We start from the raw sequence: 21394 nt of genomic DNA on the forward strand, positions 1-21394 counted from the left end.
TTTCACTGAGGGTGAAAAATCGTTAGAATGTCACAATTGACTCTTAAGAATCCTATATTGTGCAAATCACCAAACAGCCGCATAGCTATTTACTAACGCCTTCAGCCCTAGATTATGATATTTCAGAAGAAATGTTTAACCCTGAATATTGGCAGAAAAATAATGCGATTGTCGGCTCGAAAGAAGGCCGAGCAACGGCGTGGTTCGTACGGTTTAATCAAGGCATAGCGGTACTCAAACACTATTATCGCGGTGGCTTAATCGGCAAGCTGTTGAGTGATCAGTATATTTTCACCAAACTAGAAAATACTCGCGTATATCAAGAGTTTGCTTTGCTAGAGCAATTACAGCTAATGGGTTTACCAGTTCCAACACCACTTGGCGCAAGAATTTCGCTTCATTTTGGTATTTATCGTGCAGATATTTTGACCGAAGCGGTGCCTGAAGCCACCAGTGTTTGCGAAGTTTTGCAAGCAAGAGCGCTTAGTGCAAATGAACTGGAAAGTATCGGCCACACCATTGCTCAGTTTCATCGAGCCGGAGCCTATCATGATGATTTGAACATCAACAATATTTTGTTTGATGCCAACGGCAAAGTATTTCTAATTGATTTTGATAAGGGCAAAATCATGCAGCCAAACCCAAATTGGCAGCACGCAAACATGGAGCGTTTGCAACGTTCATTTAAAAAAGAGGCCGGCAAATGGCCGGCCTTTTATTTTGATGAAAATCAATGGCAAGTGTTAACAAAAGCCTACCACAGCGCACGTTAACTCTTTTGTAACTGTGCCTTTTTAATCACATTGGAAGTCGAGCAGCCATCCAAAAATGCTAACACCTCGACTTTTCCACCTTGATTAAGCACATGCTCTGCGCCAGCAATATCCTCCACTTTATAGTCACCACCTTTGACCAAAATGTCAGGGCTGACCATTTCTATCAACTTAGCTGGTGTGTCATTTTCTTCAACACTGCCAAACGGAATAACCCAATCCACAGAAGCGAGTGCAGATAACACCATGGCTCGCTCTTTCAATGGATTGATTGGGCGTTCAGGCCCTTTAAGACGCGAGATTGATTCATCATTATTTAACCCAATGACGAGTCTGTCACCCATCGCTTTAGCTTGCGCTAAATAACGCACATGGCCTGCATGGAGAATATCAAAGCAGCCGTTGGTAAACACAATGGTTTCGCCGTTTTGCTTGGCAAAAGTAATATGCTTAAGCACTTCTTCAAACGGTGTTTGGTAGTGCTCGCCCGTTTCTCTAAGATATTGACCCAGTTTGCGACTCAACTCTTCCGGTGACACCGTTGCAGCACCTAACTTACTCACGGCAATGCCTGCGGCAATATTTGCAACTTCCACCGCGTCTTTAGCTGACATTCCTGCGCCTAACATCGTCGTCAGCGTGGCGATCACGGTATCGCCAGCTCCCGTAACATCACTTACTTCCTGTACTTGAGCTGGGAAATCAAACTTTTCAGTATTGGTTATCAAAGACATGCCTTGCTCGGAGCGCGTCAGCAACATAGCGCCGATCCCCGATGTTTTCAGCAGTTCACGCGCACTAGAGGTGAGTGCCTCCTCGCTGCTTATATCTCCACCAGCAAGTTTAAATTCGTTTAAGTTAGGCGTGATAAAATCAGCACCTTGATAGAGGCTCAAGTCACTATTTTTAGGGTCAATAAGTACCGTTTTACCGGCACCTTTAGCCACCGCAATCATTTCTGAAATGGCGCACAAAGCGCCTTTGTTGTAGTCGCTAAACAACACAAAGTCATACTTATCAACTTCTTGTTTCAGACGCTCAAGCAGGAGTTGACTGTGAGATAACTGAAAGGGCTCTTCTAAATCGAGTCGGACTACTTGCTGATGACGGCTGATCACACGCATTTTTGCGATAGTCGGCAGCTCAACGACGTTAACTAGGCTAGATTCAATGTTTTCTTTGGTAAGGATAGCCTCAAGCGTTTTGCCATTATCATCTTCGCCGATAAGCCCAAGCAAACCCACTTTACCATCTAGGTGAGCGATGTTTTTGGCAACGTTCGCCGCACCACCAGCTTTGTCTTCCAATGCGCTGACTTTCACCACAGGCACTGGAGCCTCAGGAGAAATGCGCCCGGTATCTCCATGCCAATATCTATCCAACATCACATCGCCAACCACCAATACCTTGGCTTGATTTAGCTGTTGAAGCGCCGTTAACTTCATGCCTTTTGCTCCGCCGCAACCAGCATATCGACCGCTTCGCATAGCCAGTGACCAATAAACATATGCGCTTCTTGAATACGCGCTGTCTCGTCGTTTGCGATAATAATCGGTAATTTAGCAATATCCTTCACTTTGCCACCAGTTCTACCAGTCAGTGCCACGGTAAACGCGCCAATTTCATTTGCGGCTTGAAGTGCCAAATTGATATTAGGGCTCGTACCTGATGTGGTTAACCCAATCACCATATCTTCCGGTTTACAAAGTGCCTGAACCTGACGCTCAAATACGGAGTCAAAGTGATAGTCATTGCTGTGCGCAGTCAAAATTGAGGTGTCGGTAGTTAATGCAATCGAAGCCAAAGGACCGCGCTCTAATTTGTAACGCACCACAAATTCTGCAGCTAGGTGCTGCGCATCTGCCGCGCTGCCACCATTACCAAACCAAATGACCTTACCACCGGCTGCTAACGTGCTTTGGCATGCTTCAAGTAGCTCAACACATTCTTGGTGATAGTTTGCCATTGTTTCAAAAACATCAACATGGCGCTGTAAGCTTGCGAAGTAGCTTTGTGCTACTTGTTCATTCAATGACATATTTGTTCCTAAACTATTCTATGCTTGTCCCGCGTGATACTTACCAGTATACATGGACTGATAACCAAGTGTAATTCTCACCGAAGACATCTTTACCCAAGGTTAATTTCGTTTCGATTTGCTTGCTATAGGCTTCACCAATATGTGCCAGCTCAAACTCGTAGCCACGTTCGTACTCTGCGCCAAGCTCACCAAGTTCATTCAAATAATTACTTTCATTATCGATAACTGAAAGTTTAGCTCTCCATAATGAACGATAATCTGATTGGTAAGTACCTTCTAAAACGTGAATTTGCGTCGGTGCACCATCACCGAACTGGCGATGGTTTGCAGCAAAATGCCCAACGCCAAATCCGTCGATCGTATTGCCATAAGTATCGTAAATTTCGTTTACATACCATAAGCTTTCCATATCAGTAAACTCATAGCGTAATGAAGTCGTTGAAGTCATTTGAGGGAGAAAAACGCCAACATTGACAACCGTATTACCAAACAAATAGTTTTTATGGTTATTGCTATCCTCACCACCGTATTCTAAATACCATTGTGCTTGAGTGCCGTAATTTGTGGTAAAGCTGGTCGTGATAGTTGCCCATTGATCGCCCAGTTCATCATCTTGAGTGAGATCACCTATCTTATTATCGTTTCCAACAGGGTCAAAATATGCCTTAACAAAGTCCTTAAAATCTACTTTTCTAGGCCCGCCTCCGAATTGCATGACTCTGTTTAGACCGATTTTCCATCCAGCTAATGGCTCTATACTAAAGTGACTACCCGCTATTTTAGGTGTTCCATCGTGAAGCGTGCCTTGAAAACGAATCCCGTCATGGACTTTCTCAAGTTCAGAATAAAACAACTCAAAATCGAAGTTCCACCAATTTCGAATAGGCACAACTAAACCCAAAGAAGCTGATAATGAAGGTCTAGCGTTATTAGAATATACCTGAGCCGAATGCTTAAATGGTGAAAACCAATGTTCTTTATATCCTAAATTAAGCTGCAAATTACCGTAGGACATGCCATAAAAAGTATTGTATGGAACAAGTTTGTTTGCATCTACTCGATACTCAGCACCAATTTGTAGAATACTCGAGTCGCCTCCTCGCCAAACACCACCGAGCCCCAATTCAGCATACTCACCGCTGTAATTACCTCTGTCGTTGGCAATTTGTTTTTCCTCACCACTATCAACACGTAGTGTTATCGACCTTTGCGTCAACGCATCATCCTGCAAATAAGGTGCAATTCCCTGACTAATACTCTGTTGTAATGTGGCGTCAATATGCCTAAGCTTCATCAAATGCATCTTGATTTCACTGATACGGTAAGGCTTTGCCATAGGCGTACCAACGGTCAACGCAAACATTTTATCGATTTGATATTCCAACAGCGGATCTTGCCCAATGGGTAAATAGGCTGTTGGGCTCGCAAAAGCGAGATTCGAAGCTAATAAACTACAGCAAGCGAGTACTCGAGCTAAATTCATTTTGTTATTCCATTACTTTTAATGCGCTAAATACTACCAAACCAAAAGCCCATAGGCATCTGTTGAGCTGTGTAAAATTGTGTTGTTCATTCAATTTCGCCCAGGAACAAGGTAAAATACTGATTTTTGAGCTTAAGCGACTCCTATGGCGCGCCGACTATATTCCTTATTGTTGCTAGTATTAGCACCTATTTTATTGAGTTATCTGTATTTTATTAGAGGTAGGAAAAACCCTGACTATCGAGCTTATTTTACAGAGCGTTTAGGCTTTAACCTAAACAAGCTGCCGCCACATGCTGTTGTGATCCATTGCGCCTCCGTTGGTGAAGTGCTTGCAGCCACACCTCTCATAAAATCAGTACTTAAAGAACAAGCTGCAGCTCCAATCATTGTCACTTGTAACACCCCAACAGGTAGAGAAGAGATAACAAAAGCTTTTCACAGCAATATACAAGTACATGTCTGTTATTTACCTATAGATTTTGCTTTTGCGGTCAGAAAATTTTTCAATACCTTGAAGCCCAAACTCCTTATTGTGATGGAAACTGAGCTGTGGCCTAATCTTTTTCATTATGCCAAACAAAACCAATGTAAAACCTTGGTAGTCAATGCCAGACTCTCTGAAAAGTCATACCAAGGTTATAAAAAGCACGCTTGGTTAACGAAAGGCTTAATGCACAACATAGATCTGCTTGCAGCCCATAATGAAGAAGACGGCGAGCGTTTTATCAAGCTTGGGCTTGTTCAATCTAAACTTCACATTACCGGCTCAATCAAGTTTGATATTTCAGTCACTGAAGAAGAAACTGCAAAGGCAAAACAGTTTCAAGCAAATTACCCCGAGCGGTTAATTTGGCTTGCTGGATCTACGCACCCTAAGGAGCATGAACAAGTCATCGCTGCACATCAGCGAGTATTAAAGCAAGTAAGTAATGCGTTACTCATTATCGCGCCTCGTCATCCCGAGCAGTTTCAAGCAGTTGCTGACCACCTCAGTAAGCAAGAGATCGCTTTTACCAGAAAGAGCAGCGACAACATAAACACAGAAGCCTCGGTCTTGTTAGCGGATACTTTAGGGGAATTAAAGTGGCTATTTGGCAGTGCCGATATCGCCTATATTGGTGGTAGCTTGATTGCGCGCGGCGGTCATAACCCGCTAGAAGCGGCGGCTCACGGCGTACCTATTTTAACTGGCCCACATACCTATAATTTTGCGCATATATATCCTCAACTTATCGCGCAACAAGGTGCCATCGTAGTCGATGATGAGGACAAGCTTGCGGCTGAAATTATTACTCTATTTGAAGATAAATCGCTTCGAATGCAAATCGGTGCTAACGCTCAATCGGTACTAGTTGAAAATACCGGGGCTATTGCTAAAACCATGAAACTAATCAATAAGAGCTTGGAATAATTCATGAATACAGTCATCTCTACAATGCAAAACTGGGTTAGCCAAGTCATTGTGAAATACAACTTTTGCCCGTTTGCTCGACAGGAAGTCGAAAGTAACAGCATTCATTATTTCGTGTCTCAAGCGATAAGCCACGACGATGCCGTGATGGATATGTTAGAGCAGTGCTCAGGGTTAAACCATGAGCCAGAGCGAGAAACAACACTAATTATATTTGATAAAGGTTTTAGCAATTTTGACGACTTTTTGGATCTCGTCGGCCTAGCAAACGCTTTATTAGTCGCGCAAGGGTTTGAAGGCACTTATCAAATTGCTACTTTTCACCCAGATTATGTTTTCGCTGATAGCGATGAGCATGATGCGGCAAATTACACTAACCGAGCACCATATCCTACACTCCACTTGATCCGCGAAGAAAGCATGGCTCAAGCATTAGCTGAATATGACGACCCGGAGCAGATCCCGGAAAATAATATTCGTCTGGCAAGACGAAAAGGGGAAGCGTTTTGGCAGCATTTGCTTCAGCAATGCCACAAGCCTAAATAGTCAAAAGGCTGGTTTAGCCAGCCTTTTCTTGTAAGATTTTGGAAGTATTACTTTTTCACCCAGCTGCCATTTACTTGAATATAATGACCTGATTGCGTTTTGTTATACGCTTTTTTAGCCGCTAAAGCCTCTACTTGCTCAAGCGTGATCCCGTTCTTTTTCGCTAATTGCTGGTATTTCTGTTTGCGCTTTTCATTCACTTCATCAACTAGCTGCTGTACGCCTTGACCATTTTTTACTACACCAAGATAGCCTGATGTAGTCTCACCAACCAAACCCTGTGATTTAGCATCGTCAATAGAAATTGCGAATGCGGCGAAGCTCATACTGAGCCCAATTATTAGGGTAGAGATTGCTTTAAGCTTCATAAATCCTCCTTAGAATAGCTCACTGTCTTCGCTGAATAAGTTGTCGAGTTCTTTATCCACCTTCACGCGGATCTCGTGATCTACTTTTACATTTAAGTTGATCGTTATGGGCTCTTTGGTTTCCACTTGCACCTTATGAGTACAAGCACTCAACACCAATAAAGCTGATATCACTAGCATCCATTTCATTCACTAACGCTCCTCTTTATTTAACGCATTTTCCACTTCGCGCGTGATCTCGTCGCTCAAGCGTAGGGCTCGTAATAAGGTAAACACATTTTCTGAGTGTGTATAGTTAAAGTTTACTGGTTGTTGTTGGAGTTTGTTAATTCCTGTAATTTTAACATCTAAGTCCAACCAGCCGTCTTCACTTAAATTTACGCCACTACTCAATTGCTCAATGGTCAACTCGTCAAGTACACCAATCACCGTTTGTAAGCTAGGTTGCTGCTCTTTTAACGCATTAATTGATGCATTGTTTTCAACCTTTAACAGCCCTTCACCAACATTATGGATATGACCAGATTCAATACGTACCCCAGATGAAGACACTTGTACTGGTAACTTGCCTGAGATCAGCCCTCTCAGCTCAACGCCTGCATCATGCCCAGAGGCGGCAATAAGATCTAAACTCAGTTTATCTAGCGATACTCGAACGACCTGCGGCGTTGGGACCAAACTAACTTCATCAACCCCCACGTTACCGGCAAAAACTTGTGCGTTAATATCTTTTAGTTTAGCCACGCCTGCTTCGCTGAGCAGTTGGCCTGTTATTGCTTGAACGATAACACCAGCTCTCAACTCTTCAACGCTCAGTGTGGTTGGCTTGAGTTGAATATCTGCTGAACTTAATAGACCAAAGACATCAATCGTTGCATTTTGAATAAGCCGTTCATTAAATAACGCAGAGCCATTTTGAACGCTCCCGTCTAAGGTAAATATGCGCGTGGATAAATCCCCTTCGAGTATTGCATAGAAGTTACCATGGGTAACTTTTAAGTTCGGTAAAAGCGCGTCAATATATGGCTGAAGTTGAGTGAGCTGCTGCTTGGGCACGTGTAATTGTGCTGGATGTTTTAAGCTTGAATATTGATGCTCAAGCAACGCCTTGACACCATCAATATTAATCACATGTGACGCCATCAATCCACGGCTTTGCTGCCCTTTGCTATCAATGCTTACGTTTTTCAAACTGAAATCGGCTAAGTTAACTTCTGCTACCTTGGTATCGCCAGACAGGGTTGAAAAGATTTCTCCTGTCGCGACTGAGCCTTGCCAGTGGAGCGTCTGCGCTAACTCATTTAGTTTGTAATTCTGCTGTTGTATTTGTGTACTGGTTAAGGTGAGGTTGATATCAAAATCGTGTGTAGGCTCAAGCACAACTCGCCCGCTCAACGCACTCTGTTTTGCTGTCACATTCTCAACACTCAGGTTTTGCAGTGTTGAATCAAGCGTTATCGCAAAACTCATTCCTTCAGGTAAGACTCTGTGTAGTAAATGCCCACTTTTGAGTTTTGGCACATCTAGCTGCGCATGTAAGTCAAACGTCAAAGATGGATTATCAATCACCAAATCTGATGTCGATAACTGGGTTGAGAATATGCTCGGCTGAGCCTCAACTGTAATTAGCTCGGTTGGATCACCCAATATTTTGAAGCGGCTATTGAGCTCAAGGTTCTCAGCAATAACATCTTGCAGTGTAAGCTTTTGAAGGTCACTTGTGATTTCCCCGCTCATATCAACAAAATTTGGCCGCGCATTAAGCGCTCCCGCCAGTGTATGCGCGCCCCACTTTTCATCGGCAAATTCAAGGCGAATATCACCATTGACGAAAGGCTCAGTTAAGTCGACTGCCAACTCGTTAACTTCAAGCTGTAACGGTTTATCTTTACCTGTCACTTCAAGTAAATCTGTCGCGATTGAATCGGCAGAAATAGTAATTTCACTCGGTAAACGGAGCTGCCAAGTGGTCGGTAACAGTTTGTTATATTCAGAAGTAAGACAATTAAGCGTTGATTTCGCTGAAATCGGCTCGGCAAGTGCTATCTTCCCCTGCTGCGAGGCTAAATCATACCGCCCTGACACAGCGCCTATATACGCAGCACTACCTTTACACTCAACCCGTTCGAGCGCCACTAAAGTCTCAAGTTCTAGCTCTGCGTCCATAGCTAGACCATCGAATTCAAGTTTGCTAGTTCCTGAAAGGGCTTGGATCTGAGGAGGTAACAAAGCACTGAGGTACTTGCCACTTAGGTCAATATTTGCAGCAATACGCTCTGGCTGCAACGTAACTTCTGCAGCAATGTCACCTGAAACTACAAATTGATTCAGTTCGGACTCCGAAATCGACACAACTAATGGCTTTGGTAATGGCTCGCCAGAAATAGACAGCTCAGCAACATGCATTTTGGGTCTGGTGATGTCGAGTGGCAACGCAAGGCGCTGTGGTTTAGTTGCACCTGACTTTTTGGGCGGAAGAAGTTGCATGTCTGCTTTTTCAATATTGACTTGTTGCATGCTGAGTTGCGCGTCATAAAGCTGGGCATTAAACGCATCCGTCTGCACACATGCTTTTGTAATATGGATACGATTGAAGCTCGACAAACGCCAGTCAAGACAACTGATCTGAAGTTCATTAACTGGTATAAAATGTTTAATGGCCCAGAGCGACAAAGGGACTCTGGCAAAGTATACACCCACTAAAACACTGAGTATCAACACTAAGCTCCAAAGCCATTTTTTCATTCGTATCCCTAAAACATGATTGCTATTTCCCTTTCAGTGTACCCGATAGATAATTATCGAGCTATGAATAAAAAAGGCCACCGAAGTGACCTTTTTCAAATATATGTCGTGTTAGCCTACTAGCTTACGCGCATTGCGGAACATACGCATCCAAGGGCTATCTTCTTGCCACTCATCAGGGTGCCAAGAGTTTGCTACTGCTCTGAATACACGCTCAGGGTGCGGCATCATCACAGTTGCACGGCCGTCTGTTGACGTCATGCCCGTAATACCAGCAGGAGAGCCATTCGGGTTAGCTGGGTACTGAGTGGTTGGATCACCGTAGTTATCGACAAACTTCACAGCAACTGAACCTGAATTCAGTGCAGTTTGTACCGCTGCTTCACTTGCAAACTCAGCATGACCTTCACCATGTGATACCGCGATTGGCATACGAGAGCCAGCCATACCATCAAAGAAGATTGACGGGCTTTGCTGTACTTCAACTAAGCTGAAACGCGCTTCAAAACGCTCTGACTTGTTGGTGACAAAACGTGGCCAGTTTTCCGTGCCAGGGATCAGCTCTTTTAATGTAGAAAGCATCTGACAGCCATTACACACACCTAAGCTGAAAGTATCTTGGCGTTGGAAAAAGCCTTGGAATTGCTCGCGTGCTGAGTCATGGAATAGGATTGATTTAGCCCAGCCTTCACCAGCACCTAAAACGTCACCGTATGAGAAGCCACCACATGCCACTAGGCCTTTGAACTGCTCTAGTGTTAAGCGACCTTCAAGGATATCACTCATATGTACGTCAATTGCCGCAAAGCCAGCGCGGTTAAATGCTGCTGCCATTTCAATATGTGAGTTAACACCCTGCTCACGTAAGATAGCAACTTGCGGCTTCACCCCTTTTGCAATGTAAGGCGCTGCGATATCTTCGTTTAGATCAAAGCTTAGTTTAACGTTTAGGCCCGGATCTTTGTCATCGAATTTAGCGTCAAACTCTTGCTTCGCGCAATCTGGGTTATCACGTAGTGCTTGCATCTGGTAAGTGGTTTCTGCCCAGATAGTACGAAGCTCTGTGCGAGTATTTTCAAGTACTGCCTGACCGCCACGAGTAAAGATAACCTTGTCTTCACTGTTTAGCGTACCGATGCGATGTGCAATATCAGCAATACCGTGCTCAGCAAACACCGCTTCAACCGCAGCGATATCGTCATTGCGAACTTGCAATACTGCGCCAAGCTCTTCATTGAATAGCACTTCTAAGTCTGTACCTTGCAGCGCATCTAATTCAATGCTCACACCTGTGTGGCCTGCGAACGCCATTTCCGCAGCAGTGGTGAATAGACCACCGTCAGAGCGGTCGTGGTAAGCGATAAGCTTGCCAGACTCAACTAATGCTTGTACCGCATTGTAGAAGCCTTTTAACAGCTCAGGGCTGTCAACATCAGGTGTCTTGTCGCCAAGTTGCTTATACACTTGCGCTAAGCTTGACGCGCCAAGACGGTTTTGACCAGCACCTAAGTCAAGTAAGAATAGGCTGGTTTCACCCTTGTCTGTACGAAGCTCAGGCGTGACTGTTTTGCGAATATCTTCAACACGACCAAATGCAGTGATGATAAGTGATAATGGCGCAGTCACTGACTTTTCTTCGCCATTCTCATCCCACTGAGTCTTCATCGACATTGAGTCTTTACCAACTGGGATTGTAAGGCCTAATGCCGGACATAATTCTTCACCAACCGCTTTAACCGCTTCGTAAAGACCTGCATCTTCACCTGGGTGACCCGCAGCCGCCATCCAGTTTGCAGAAAGCTTAATGTTGTTGAGGCTACCGATATTAGCACCAGCGATATTAGTTAACGCTTCTGCTACTGCTAGACGAGCCGATGCTCCATAGTTAAGCAGTGCCGCTGGGGTACGCTCACCCATCGACATCGCTTCACCGTGGTAAGTATCGTAAGTTGCCGCCGTTACCGCACAGTTAGCGACTGGTACTTGCCAAGGGCCAACCATTTGGTCACGTGCGACCAAACCTGTTACGGTTCTGTCACCAATCGTGATAAGGAATGTTTTCTCAGCAATCGTTGGTAGGCGAAGTAAACGCTTAGCTGCATCTTCAAGCTCAATACCAGCAGTATCTAATGCTGTACCTACTACACGCTTTGACTCAACGTCACGATGCATTTTTGGTGGCTTGCCAAGTAATACGTCTAGTGGCAGGTCCACAGGATTATTATCAAAGTGGCTATCAGCGACTGTTAGGTGGCGCTCTTCTGTCGCTTCACCAATTACTGCATATTGTGCGCGCTCACGCTTACAAATTGCTTCAAAGCGAGCAAAGTCTTCAGCTGCAACTGCCAATACATAACGCTCTTGCGACTCGTTACACCAGATTTCGTGTGGTGCCATGCCTGGTTCATCGTTCGGGATGTTACGCAGCTGGAATTTACCACCACGGCCACCGTCGTCGACAAGCTCAGGAAATGCATTTGATAAACCACCCGCGCCCACATCGTGAATAAACGCAATTGGGTTATCATCACCAAGCTGCCAACATTTGTCGATCACTTCCTGACAACGACGTTCCATTTCAGGGTTTTCACGCTGAACAGAAGCAAAGTCTAAATCTTCGTTTGATTGGCCAGATGCCATTGATGAAGCAGCCCCACCGCCAAGCCCGATGTTCATTGCAGGACCACCAAGTGCGATTAGCTTAGCACCTACAGGGATTGAGCCTTTTTGCACGTGATCTTCACGGATGTTACCTAAACCACCAGCGATCATGATTGGCTTGTGGTAACCACGTACTTCAGCGCCATTATGGCTTTCTACTTTTTCTTCGTAAGTTCGGAAGTAACCCAATAGATTTGGACGACCAAATTCGTTGTTAAATGCAGCGCCACCAAGTGGGCCATCAAGCATGATGTCTAGTGCATTAACAATGCGCCCTGGTTTACCAAAGTTAGTTTCCCAAGGTTGCTCAAAACCAGGAATACGAAGGTTAGAAACCGTGAAGCCAACTAAACCCGCTTTTGGCTTAGAACCACGACCGGTTGCACCTTCATCGCGGATCTCACCACCTGAACCTGTTGATGCGCCAGAAAATGGGGCAATCGCCGTTGGGTGGTTGTGCGTTTCCACTTTCATAAGAATGTGGATATCTTCCTCGTGGTAAGCGTATTCGCCGTCAGTATTTGGGAAGAAACGACCCGCTTTAGAGCCGGTCATTACCGCGGCGTTATCTTTATACGCCGAAAGTACGTTGTCGCTATTGGTTTCGTAGGTGTTTTTAATCATTTTAAACAGCGACTTAGGCTGTTCTACACCATCGATAGTCCAATCAGCGTTGAAAATTTTGTGACGACAGTGTTCAGAGTTTGCTTGAGCGAACATGAACAATTCGATGTCATTAGGGTTACGGCCAAGCTTTTCAAAACTCTCTACTAAGTAGTCGATTTCGTCATCAGCAAGTGCAAAGCCCTGCTCAACGTTCGCAACCGCAAGTGCCTCACGGCCGCCGCCAAGAATATCCACTGAAGACATTGGACGAGGCGTTTCCGTGCGGAATAATTTAGCTGCATCATCAAGCTCTGCATGAACAGATTCGGTCATGCGGTCATGAAGTAACTGTGCAACTTCGTCGAACTGAGCTTGTGTTAGTTCACCCTCAACATAATAAGCAATACCACGCTCAACACGGTGTACTTGCGTAAGACCACAGTTGTTTGCAATATCTGTCGCTTTAGAAGCCCAAGGAGAGATAGTTCCGATCCTTGGTGTTACCAAGATCAGTTTGCCCTCTGGCGTGTGCTCCGTAATAGTTGGTCCATACTTTAACAGGCTGTTGAGCTTAGTTAACTCAGCCTCTGAAAGCTCAGCCGTTAGATCAGCAAAATGCATGAACTCGGCATAAACATTGGTAACTGGTAATTGAGCTGCAGCGCAGGTTTTAAGGATCTTTTGGACTTTGAAATCTGAAAGTGCAGGTGCACCACGTAGGATTAACATAGGTATTTTCATCCGGGGTTAAGGATTGAACGATATCTTTGGGCGCTCATTATAGTGGAAATAGCGCGCGGAATTAACACTAATTTGCCAAAACTAGAAAATATCATGCAAATCTATCATTACCTTAAGTTAATTCGGCTTTTGCAATTATGATTTTGCTGCGGTAAGTTGAGATTTCAAGCGCAAAAGAGAACCTAGGTCATGTTTAAATACGTCTTTATGTGCTTTGTTGCCATCTGTTTAGTTGGGTGCGACAAAGCCCCTCTTAATCAGTTGCAACATGTAAAACAAAATAAGGTATTACGTGTTGGCACGCTTGCGGGCCCGGGAAACTACTATCAAGGTACTACTGGAGAACAAGGGTTTGAATATGAACTGGCGAGTGAATTTGCCAATGAGCTTGGTGTTGAATTACACATCGTTCCTTACTTTAATCTAGATGAGTTATTTGCACGGCTAGATGCCGGAGACCTAGATATCGTTGCCTCCGCGGTGAGCTTTCACCCATCAAGAACAGCGAAATATCGTTTTGGCCCAACGTATAGAATGATCAGTCAAAAGCTCGTGTACAAACAAGGCAGAGAGTGGCCAAGAGACTTTGATGATATTAAAGCGCCAATTACAGTACTTGCACACAGCAATCATGTTATCGCGCTTGAAGAGGCTAAAACAAGCCATCCTCATTTGAGTTGGGAGGTTGTCTCAGATAAAGGTGAGGAAGAGCTGCTGCAGGCTATCATTGATGGAGAGATTGACTACACTATTACAGACTCACATTCACTGGCCCTATTTAGGCGCTACCACCCGACCGTCAGTATTGCGTTTTCAGTTACAAAAGATGAACATGTGGCGTGGATGATGCGTAACGAAAAAGACGATTCGTTATATGCATTGCTACCTGCATTTTTCGCTCGAGTACAACAAAACAACTTTCTGGCTACGCTTGAAGAGAAGTATTTTGGTCATATCGAAGAGTTTAATTATGTAAACACCTTAGCGTTTGTCGAAGCTGTACATAGCACCCTACCAACCTATCTCAAGTGGTTTAAAAGTTATTCGAAACAGCACAATATCGATTGGCGTCTACTTGCTGCGGTCAGCTATCAAGAATCGATGTGGGATCCCAGAGCTAAGTCTCCTACAGGGGTCCGCGGTATCATGATGTTAACGCAACCCACAGCTAAAAGAGTTGGCGTGACAAATCGTCTTAATGCCCAGCAAAATATTGAAGGTGGCGCCAAATATCTACGTATTTTATTTGACCGTATGCCTGAAGAAATACAGCAGCCCGATAGTACTTGGCTTGCCCTTGCTTCTTACAATGTGGGCTGGGGACATGTGCGAGATGCGCGTAGCATTACTGCAGATCAAGGAGGCGATCCGAATAACTGGGCAGACGTTAAAAAACGACTACCACTACTTACTAAAAAGCGCTACTATCGAAATACAAGATATGGATATGCTCGTGGTGATGTCGCGGTAACGTATGTAGATAATATCCGCCGCTATTATGATGCACTTGTGTGGTTGGAAGATAACGGTGCACTCCTACCTGACAGCAGTAAAGCCTCTTCGCAAACGACTCCTGTTGATAATCCAGACAAAGTCAGAGAAGTCGAAAAGCAACAGTAATTAATATTTACTAAGCTGGCTTGATAAATGCTTCAAAAGGTCATAAATCTGTCACAAGCATAGCGTATTTATACTAAATTAATATCTGGGGAGTTTCCCCAACTAATCTCTCACATTCGGAGGTTCTATGTTGAGAAGACGTCGGAATCATCAATTTAAACGTAACACTAAGTATACGTCGCCAAATCGTCGCCGTGTAATGATGAAAAATGCACATCGCAAAATGCTCCTGCGCCATCGTATTTTTGCGCTAATCCAAATGGAAGAGCAAAGGGATGCAAAAGCAGCCACAGCGGTAGTACAGCCCTAAGTACTACCGTTTTTCAATTTTTTTGCCGCTTTAATCTCTTGGCGTCTGCGCTTAAAAAATGCAGACAGCTTTTCGCCACATACTTCACTCAATACGCCCGATGTAACTTCTAATTGGTGGTTGAGCTTTTCATGCTGTAACAGGTTCATTATCGAACCAGCAGCGCCCGTTTTTGCGTCAGATGCCCCAAACACCACTCTGCTTAAGCGACTATGGACCAGTAAACCGGCACACATAGGACATGGCTCAAGCGTCACATATAAAGTGCAATCTATCAGCCGATAATTTTCAACGACTTTGCCAGCTTCTCGAATGGCAATCATTTCAGCGTGAGCCGAAGGATCATGACAGGTAATCGAACGGTTCCAACCCGCAGCTATCATTTCACCATCTTTCACTACAACAGCGCCGACAGGAATTTCGTTTTCGGCTTCAGCTTTGTCAGCAAAAGCTAACGCCACTTTCATCCAATATTGATCATCTTTTACTTCTGACATGGTAATTTTATTATCTTCCTCATCTAAAATGGAGTATATCACCTCCAGCAGAGCTCTGGTTAAGCTGCTATTCTTAAATAATCATAGTCACCAATACAGCTGCTTTTATAAGCAAACTCAGGATGTTACCAACATCTTTTTAATATTTTGCGGACATTATTGATAATTTTCGCAATTTTGCCGTGGCTCACAGGGTTGGATTTACGCTATAATTCGCCGCTTTTTTTATTTCGTAAGCTCAAAAACACACGGGTAGAATATGAAATTTCCGGGACGCCGTAGGCATAAACACTATTTTCCGGTGGAAGATAAAGATCCGCTTATTAACCAGTTACACGCTGATGATCGGCTAAAAAGGAGCTATATCTGTGGTATAGATCAAATCGTCGTTGATATCGAAGCGAAAGTGGATCAAGCTTTTCTTGATGAGTTCCACTTACAGCGTGGTATGTCACAAGTGATAGACAATGATGTCACCAACGCCCTTTATGATAGGCTAAAACGTGATGACATGATCGACTATGAATTTGCCGGCGGTACCATAGGTAACACCATGCACAACTATTCGGTGCTAGCAGATGATCGCTCAGTCCTACTTGGGGTGATGAGTGAAAACATAAAGATTGGCAGCTACGCCTATAAATTTTTATGTAACACCTCAAGCCGAGTGGATCTGGACTACTTGCAGCCAGTTGATGGTCCCATTGGTCGTTGCTTTACACTTATTGATGACAGTGGTGAGCGTACTTTTGCTATCAGCGCAGGGTTAATGAACCACCTACGTCCTGAGTCTATTTGCCAAACGCTTATCGAAGAGTCCTCGGCATTAGTGATCAGCGCTTACTTGATGCGTACGAGTGGCGACGAAACCATGACACAAGCGACGATGCAGGCGGTTGAGTATGCCAATAATGCTGGCGTACCCGTTGTATTAACACTTGGCACTAAGTTCTTAATTGAACAAGACCCAAAATGGTGGGCTGACTTCGTTGCTAAACATGTTGATATCCTTGCGATGAACGAAGAAGAAGGGGAGGCGATAACAGGCTTTAGCGATCCACTTCTCGCCGCGGATAAAGCATTGGACTGGGTTGATATGGTCATTTGTACTGCGGGCCCCAAGGGGCTATTTATGGCGGGTTATGTTGATGACTGCTGCAAGCGTGTGACTGAATACCCATTGCTGCCTGGTGCTATTCCTGAATTTAATCGCTACGAATTCTCACGCGCAATGAAAAAAGCCCAGTGTGAGAACCCTATCAGAGCATACAGCCATACCGCTCCTTATATGGGTGGACCAGACATCATCAAGAATACTAATGGTGCAGGTGACTGCGCTCTTGCCGCTGTTCTGCATGATATTTGTGCCAATGAATACCATAAGCTGAATGTACCAAACTCAGCAAAACATGAACAAAGTGCAATTACTTATTCATCGCTGGCACAGATAAGTAAATATGCAAACCGTGCAAGCTATGAGGTACTCGTTCAGCATTCACCAAGGCTATCTAGAGGCCTACCTGAGCGTGAAGACTCACTAGAGCAATCATACTGGGAACAATAACGCTCCTTAGACCGTTTAAGATTGGTAAAAATAGCGACTTCGGTCGCTATTTTTATGTTCTATAACTTGGCTGGTATAAATACCTTGGCTTTAAAAAATAGCAGTACCAAGTTCGTTGGATAGATACTCTAATGCTGCAATCCCAGCCAAAGAATTACCAACTTTATCAAGTCCAGGTGACCATACCGAAATTGTAAAACGGTTAGGTACGATAGCGATTATTGCCCCTCCGACACCCGACTTACCAGGCATCCCTACTCGATAACCAAAGTCACCTGCGGCATCGTAAAGACCACTTGTAAATAACAGCGAGTTCATTTGCTTGGTTTGTTTTTTGGTAAGTATCCGCTGTTTTGATAAGTTGCAATATCCCTGACTAGACAGATACGAAAATGACTTCGCCAACTCAGTGGTATTCATTTCAATTGCGCAAAAGTTGAAATATGACCACAACACGTCCTCAACTTCATTATTAAAATTACCAAATGACTTCATCAAATAAGCCATCGCCGCATTTCTATACCTGTGATCATACTCAGACTGCGCCACAACCTTATTAATACACAGCTTGTCGTTACCAGACATCGCTCTATAGCTTTCTAGCATGGTATGAATTGGAGCGGATAAACGAGAGTAAAGTGCATCACAAGTTACAATAGCACCTGCATTTATAAAGGGGTTTCTTGGGATACCATTTTCGAACTCAAGCTGAGTTAACGAGTTAAAAGCAGTACCCGAAGGCTCCTTCCCTACCCGACTCCAAAGCTCGTCGCCATAGCGCTGTAACGCCAACGTCAATGTCATTACTTTAGATACTGATTGAATCGTAAATTTGGCTTCAGTATCTCCGGCACTATAAGTTTCGCCATCTACCGTATGCAGTGAAACAGAAAATTGTTCTAATGGCTGCTCAGCTAAAGCGGGAATATAGTTAGCAACTTTGCCTTGGCGTAACAACGGTTGAACTCGCTGCGCAGCCTGTTCTAAAATTTCTTGGTAATTTGGCATATGCTCGTAATTAAGGCTAGCTAGGATGATTGAGGAAGTGTATCAAAAAAGGCCCCGTAGGGCCTGATGTTTATCTGAAACTAAGATTATTTCAGCTCCATTTCCTGAATAATCTCGTGCGCAATAGGTGGCGTTGTACTCACCGGCTTCTGATGTTTATTGGCTTTTAACTGGCCTTTTCGGTGCTTCAACGCTGCATCGAGCTTTTTAGACGCTTTAGCAATAGCAGGATACATCACTTCGTCTTCACCTTTTACCGATATTCGGCTACCTGCGTAGTTTGTACTTATCTCCGTGTAAAATTGTTTGTGTTCTTTACTGACGATGATGTCTAGGGATAACAACGACGGGAAATGGTTAGCGATCTTGGCAAACTTTTCATGAACGTGGTTTTTAACAGCATCGGTTACATCTACGTGATGGCCAGATAAATTAATCTTCATATGCAATCCTTCTTTTGCGTTTACCCTTAACAATAGTATTGGCACGATTGCTCGATTTCTCAAGAGCCCTAGCAGAAATTTATTACAAAAATTGGAAGGAAGCTGACTCTAATCAAAAAATAGAGAGGTAGAAAAATTACACGCTAATTAGGATTGTTAGAAAACTCAGGCATAAAAAAAGCCCTAATAAGGGCTCTTTCATATTGCATAAACTTTACAATTAAAGGCCTGCACGCTCTTTAATAACAGCAATCAATGCTGAACCACCGTGGTTTGATTCAGCCCATGCTAAATCTTTACCGTCTTCTAATGCGCTTTTTGGAATACTTTTAATAATGTATTCACCAGCATCACTTGCGTTGCTAGCAATAGCATGTCTTAGTAGGTTGTTACCGTTGCACTGGATTGCATCGTAAACATTACGCATTTTAAGGCGCGATGTTTTCAACACGTTACGAATGCGATTTTTATCGTCCGCAGCGATATATTCACATATAGAAAGCGCCAACTGATCGTTTGCACTTACTGGTTTGCTAAAAGAAAAAGCTGCAACAGCGATAGTAGCTGACAGTAGCACGGTAGTTAATTTCATTACACAGACCCTTTAATACTTTATTCGTAGCATATAACTGGCTATATTTTAGCAACCTAAACAATTGTTAGCAAGAAACTCATAGTTTTTTGTTCAGAGTTACGAATTTATAACTATGGTTATTTCTTTCATCAGGTTCGTTACACTCAGTTTCAAGCACTTCCCATTCGGCAACTTGCTCGTAATCAGGAAATTGAGTATCCCCGTCAACTTCTAAATCAATGAAGGTCAAATAGAGCCGCTGAGCATAAGGTAAGAATATGTCATAAATATGACCACCGCCAATTATCATAATTTCGTCACTATCTTCAACTGCACTCAGTGCGGCTTCAGGCGAAGTGACCACTTCTATACCCTCTTTAGTGTAGTCAAGGTTTCTGGATATCACTATGTTTCTGCGGCCCGGCAGCGGCCTACCAATAGACTCAAATGTTTTTCGGCCCATAATCACAGGCTTACCTAGCGTAACCTTTTTGAAATGTTGAAGATCTGCTGGCAAGTGCCACGGCATATCGTTATCTTTTCCGATAACACGGTTATTTGCCATCGCAGCTATCATTGAAATTACCACAACGCACCTTTATAGTATTTTAGTATTGGTTTTTCACACGCAATTAGCATGCAAGATGTTCGGTTAGTATATCATCTTCAACACAATTGCGGCGAGAATACTGAGTTGAAGTAATATACCGTTCAAATAGGCATAAAAAAGGCCCATATAATGGGCCTTTTAAAATAAACTCAATGCAGCTTAACGCTCGTAAATAACTTCAACATCGTAGTCGTCGTCATCCCAATCATCCCAGTCATCATCATCGCCCTTATCATTTTTAGTTGCATGTCTGTGGTATGTATCCCACTTAAATTCAACTTCTTCTTGCTGCTCTTCTTCGAATTTATCTTTTGGCATGCTTTCAAGAAGGTTCATGATATCAAAGCACAAAGGTTGCGTATTTAACTTGTTTGCAGCAGAGATCATATAAAAGTTTTCAGCGTCTAGCTCTTCAGCAATACGGGCACATACTTCTTCTCTTTCTTCTTCAAGCAACAAATCCACTTTATTTAGCACTAACCAACGAGGCTTTTCCGCTAATTTAGGGCTATATTGATGCAGCTCGTTAATAATAGCGAAGCCATTCTCAACAGGATCACTACCATCAACCGGCATCACATCAATAATGTGCAATAACACTCGACAGCGCTCTAAGTGCTTTAAGAAACGAATGCCAAGGCCTGCACCGTCCGCAGCACCTTCAATTAGGCCTGGGATATCAGCAATGACAAATGACTTGCTCGCCTCAGGTCTTACAACGCCTAAATTAGGCACTAACGTGGTAAATGGATAGTCAGCGACTTTTGGTTTGGCAGCAGATACACTGCGGATAAACGTAGATTTACCGGCATTTGGCAGACCTAACAAGCCGACGTCTGCAAGCAGCATTAATTCTAAGCGAAGGTTACGAATTTCACCTTGAGTACCTAGGGTTTTCTGTCTTGGTGCGCGATTAGTACTTGACTTAAAACGCGTATTACCAAGGCCATGATATCCACCTTTCGCTACGATCAGCTTTTGTCCATGCTTGGTTAAATCACCAAGGCATTCTTCGGTATCAACATCAGTAACACGAGTACCTACAGGCACTTTGAGTACCAAATCCTGGCCTTTCTTACCGGTGCAATTTCGGCCTTGACCATTAGTACCGCGTTCGGCTCGGTGAAAGCGTTCAAATTGATAGTCGATAAGCGTATTTAAGTTTTCATCAGCCTCAAGGAATACACTCCCGCCATCACCGCCATCACCTCCGTCTGGGCCACCATCTGGCACAAACTTTTCGCGGCGAAATGAAACGACACCACTGCCCCCATCTCCGGCTTCCGCTCTAATCTCTACTTCATCGACAAACTTCATGGTTTAAACTCTTTAACTCTGCCTGAATTCACTACATCATTATAGCAGCAGCGACAAATCGCTCCTAATACCA

19 protein-coding genes are annotated in these 21394 nt (G+C 43.8%); 6 read left to right on the forward strand and 13 right to left on the reverse strand.

The window, feature by feature from the left end; all coding sequences use genetic code 11:
* The first annotated feature begins 59 nt into the window (after positions 1–59).
* Entirely contained in the window at positions 60–773 is a 714-nt protein-coding gene (locus L1D50_RS05055; protein WP_239965633.1) for a 3-deoxy-D-manno-octulosonic acid kinase, read from the forward strand.
* On the opposite strand, the gene hldE is transcribed toward L1D50_RS05055, so the two are convergent.
* From hldE to L1D50_RS05070, 3 genes are read right to left on the reverse strand one after another with little or no spacing between them, the layout of a single operon-like run.
* The gene (gene hldE, locus L1D50_RS05060) at positions 770–2218 is read right to left on the reverse strand and encodes a bifunctional D-glycero-beta-D-manno-heptose-7-phosphate kinase/D-glycero-beta-D-manno-heptose 1-phosphate adenylyltransferase HldE (protein ID WP_239965634.1); all 1449 of its coding nucleotides are present in this window, start codon (positions 2216–2218) and stop codon (positions 770–772) included. The genes L1D50_RS05055 and hldE overlap by 4 nt on opposite strands.
* A complete protein-coding gene (locus tag L1D50_RS05065; protein ID WP_039491395.1) occupies positions 2215–2811 on the reverse strand; it encodes an SIS domain-containing protein in 597 nt (198 codons plus the stop codon). The genes hldE and L1D50_RS05065 overlap by 4 nt, the downstream gene beginning before the upstream one ends.
* Positions 2812–2851: 40 nt before the next feature.
* Positions 2852–4297 (reverse strand): capsule assembly Wzi family protein, encoded by a 1446-nt coding sequence (locus tag L1D50_RS05070; RefSeq protein WP_239965635.1) that lies wholly within the window; start codon positions 4295–4297, stop codon positions 2852–2854.
* A gap of 145 nt (positions 4298–4442) precedes the next feature.
* On the opposite strand from L1D50_RS05070, the gene waaA reads away from it, so the two are divergent.
* Both waaA and L1D50_RS05080 read left to right on the forward strand, forming a co-directional pair.
* On the forward strand, positions 4443–5711 hold the full coding sequence (gene waaA / locus L1D50_RS05075) for a lipid IV(A) 3-deoxy-D-manno-octulosonic acid transferase (RefSeq protein ID WP_239965636.1): 1269 nt from the start codon (positions 4443–4445) through the stop codon (positions 5709–5711).
* A gap of 3 nt (positions 5712–5714) precedes the next feature.
* Complete coding sequence (locus tag L1D50_RS05080) at positions 5715–6257, forward strand: DUF1415 domain-containing protein (RefSeq protein WP_239965637.1); 543 nt, start codon at positions 5715–5717, stop codon at positions 6255–6257.
* 47 nt (positions 6258–6304) lie between these two features.
* On the opposite strand, the gene L1D50_RS05085 is transcribed toward L1D50_RS05080, so the two are convergent.
* The 4 genes from L1D50_RS05085 to purL form a co-directional block, all read right to left on the reverse strand.
* Positions 6305–6625: a YdbL family protein gene (locus tag L1D50_RS05085; RefSeq protein ID WP_010607614.1), complete on the reverse strand. Its 321-nt coding sequence runs from the start codon at positions 6623–6625 to the stop codon at positions 6305–6307.
* Positions 6626–6634: 9 nt separating this feature from the next.
* Positions 6635–6814 (reverse strand): YnbE family lipoprotein, encoded by a 180-nt coding sequence (locus L1D50_RS05090; RefSeq protein WP_010374602.1) that lies wholly within the window; start codon positions 6812–6814, stop codon positions 6635–6637.
* 3 nt (positions 6815–6817) lie between these two features.
* Complete coding sequence (locus L1D50_RS05095) at positions 6818–9370, reverse strand: YdbH domain-containing protein (RefSeq protein ID WP_239965638.1); 2553 nt, start codon at positions 9368–9370, stop codon at positions 6818–6820.
* Between the two features lie 111 nt (positions 9371–9481).
* Entirely contained in the window at positions 9482–13366 is a 3885-nt protein-coding gene (gene purL, locus L1D50_RS05100) for a phosphoribosylformylglycinamidine synthase (protein ID WP_239965639.1), read from the reverse strand.
* A 201-nt stretch (positions 13367–13567) separates the two neighbouring features.
* Here purL and mltF point away from each other — a divergent pair, with 201 nt between their 5' ends.
* Together mltF and L1D50_RS05110 are read left to right on the forward strand one after the other, a co-directional pair.
* Positions 13568–14998, forward strand: a complete 1431-nt coding sequence (gene mltF / locus L1D50_RS05105; RefSeq protein WP_128726801.1) for a membrane-bound lytic murein transglycosylase MltF — start codon at positions 13568–13570, stop codon at positions 14996–14998.
* A 127-nt stretch (positions 14999–15125) separates the two neighbouring features.
* Positions 15126–15308 (forward strand): hypothetical protein, encoded by a 183-nt coding sequence (locus L1D50_RS05110; protein WP_128726802.1) that lies wholly within the window; start codon positions 15126–15128, stop codon positions 15306–15308.
* Here L1D50_RS05110 and tadA read toward each other — a convergent pair.
* Complete coding sequence (tadA, locus tag L1D50_RS05115) at positions 15305–15805, reverse strand: tRNA adenosine(34) deaminase TadA (protein ID WP_138524139.1); 501 nt, start codon at positions 15803–15805, stop codon at positions 15305–15307. The genes L1D50_RS05110 and tadA overlap by 4 nt on opposite strands.
* A gap of 259 nt (positions 15806–16064) precedes the next feature.
* Here tadA and L1D50_RS05120 point away from each other — a divergent pair, with 259 nt between their 5' ends.
* The gene (locus L1D50_RS05120; protein ID WP_128726804.1) at positions 16065–17369 is read left to right on the forward strand and encodes an inosine/guanosine kinase; all 1305 of its coding nucleotides are present in this window, start codon (positions 16065–16067) and stop codon (positions 17367–17369) included.
* Positions 17370–17459: 90 nt separating this feature from the next.
* Here the strand turns inward: L1D50_RS05120 and glsB are convergent, their stop codons facing one another.
* From glsB to cgtA, 5 genes are all read right to left on the reverse strand, one after another.
* Positions 17460–18377, reverse strand: a complete 918-nt coding sequence (glsB, locus tag L1D50_RS05125) for a glutaminase B (RefSeq protein WP_128726805.1) — start codon at positions 18375–18377, stop codon at positions 17460–17462.
* Positions 18378–18463: 86 nt separating this feature from the next.
* Entirely contained in the window at positions 18464–18820 is a 357-nt protein-coding gene (gene raiA / locus L1D50_RS05130) for a ribosome-associated translation inhibitor RaiA (protein WP_010374586.1), read from the reverse strand.
* 220 nt (positions 18821–19040) lie between these two features.
* Positions 19041–19412, reverse strand: coding sequence for a DUF3718 domain-containing protein (locus L1D50_RS05135; RefSeq protein ID WP_128726806.1), 372 nt, complete (start codon positions 19410–19412; stop codon positions 19041–19043).
* A 79-nt stretch (positions 19413–19491) separates the two neighbouring features.
* Positions 19492–19983, reverse strand: a complete 492-nt coding sequence (folA, locus tag L1D50_RS05140; protein WP_339143843.1) for a type 3 dihydrofolate reductase — start codon at positions 19981–19983, stop codon at positions 19492–19494.
* A gap of 180 nt (positions 19984–20163) precedes the next feature.
* Positions 20164–21321, reverse strand: a complete 1158-nt coding sequence (cgtA, locus tag L1D50_RS05145; protein ID WP_128726807.1) for an Obg family GTPase CgtA — start codon at positions 21319–21321, stop codon at positions 20164–20166.
* Positions 21322–21394 lie beyond the last annotated feature (73 nt).

The sequence above is a fragment of the Pseudoalteromonas sp. Isolate6 genome (assembly GCF_022398435.1).
Lineage (GTDB): Bacteria > Pseudomonadota > Gammaproteobacteria > Enterobacterales > Alteromonadaceae > Pseudoalteromonas > Pseudoalteromonas galatheae.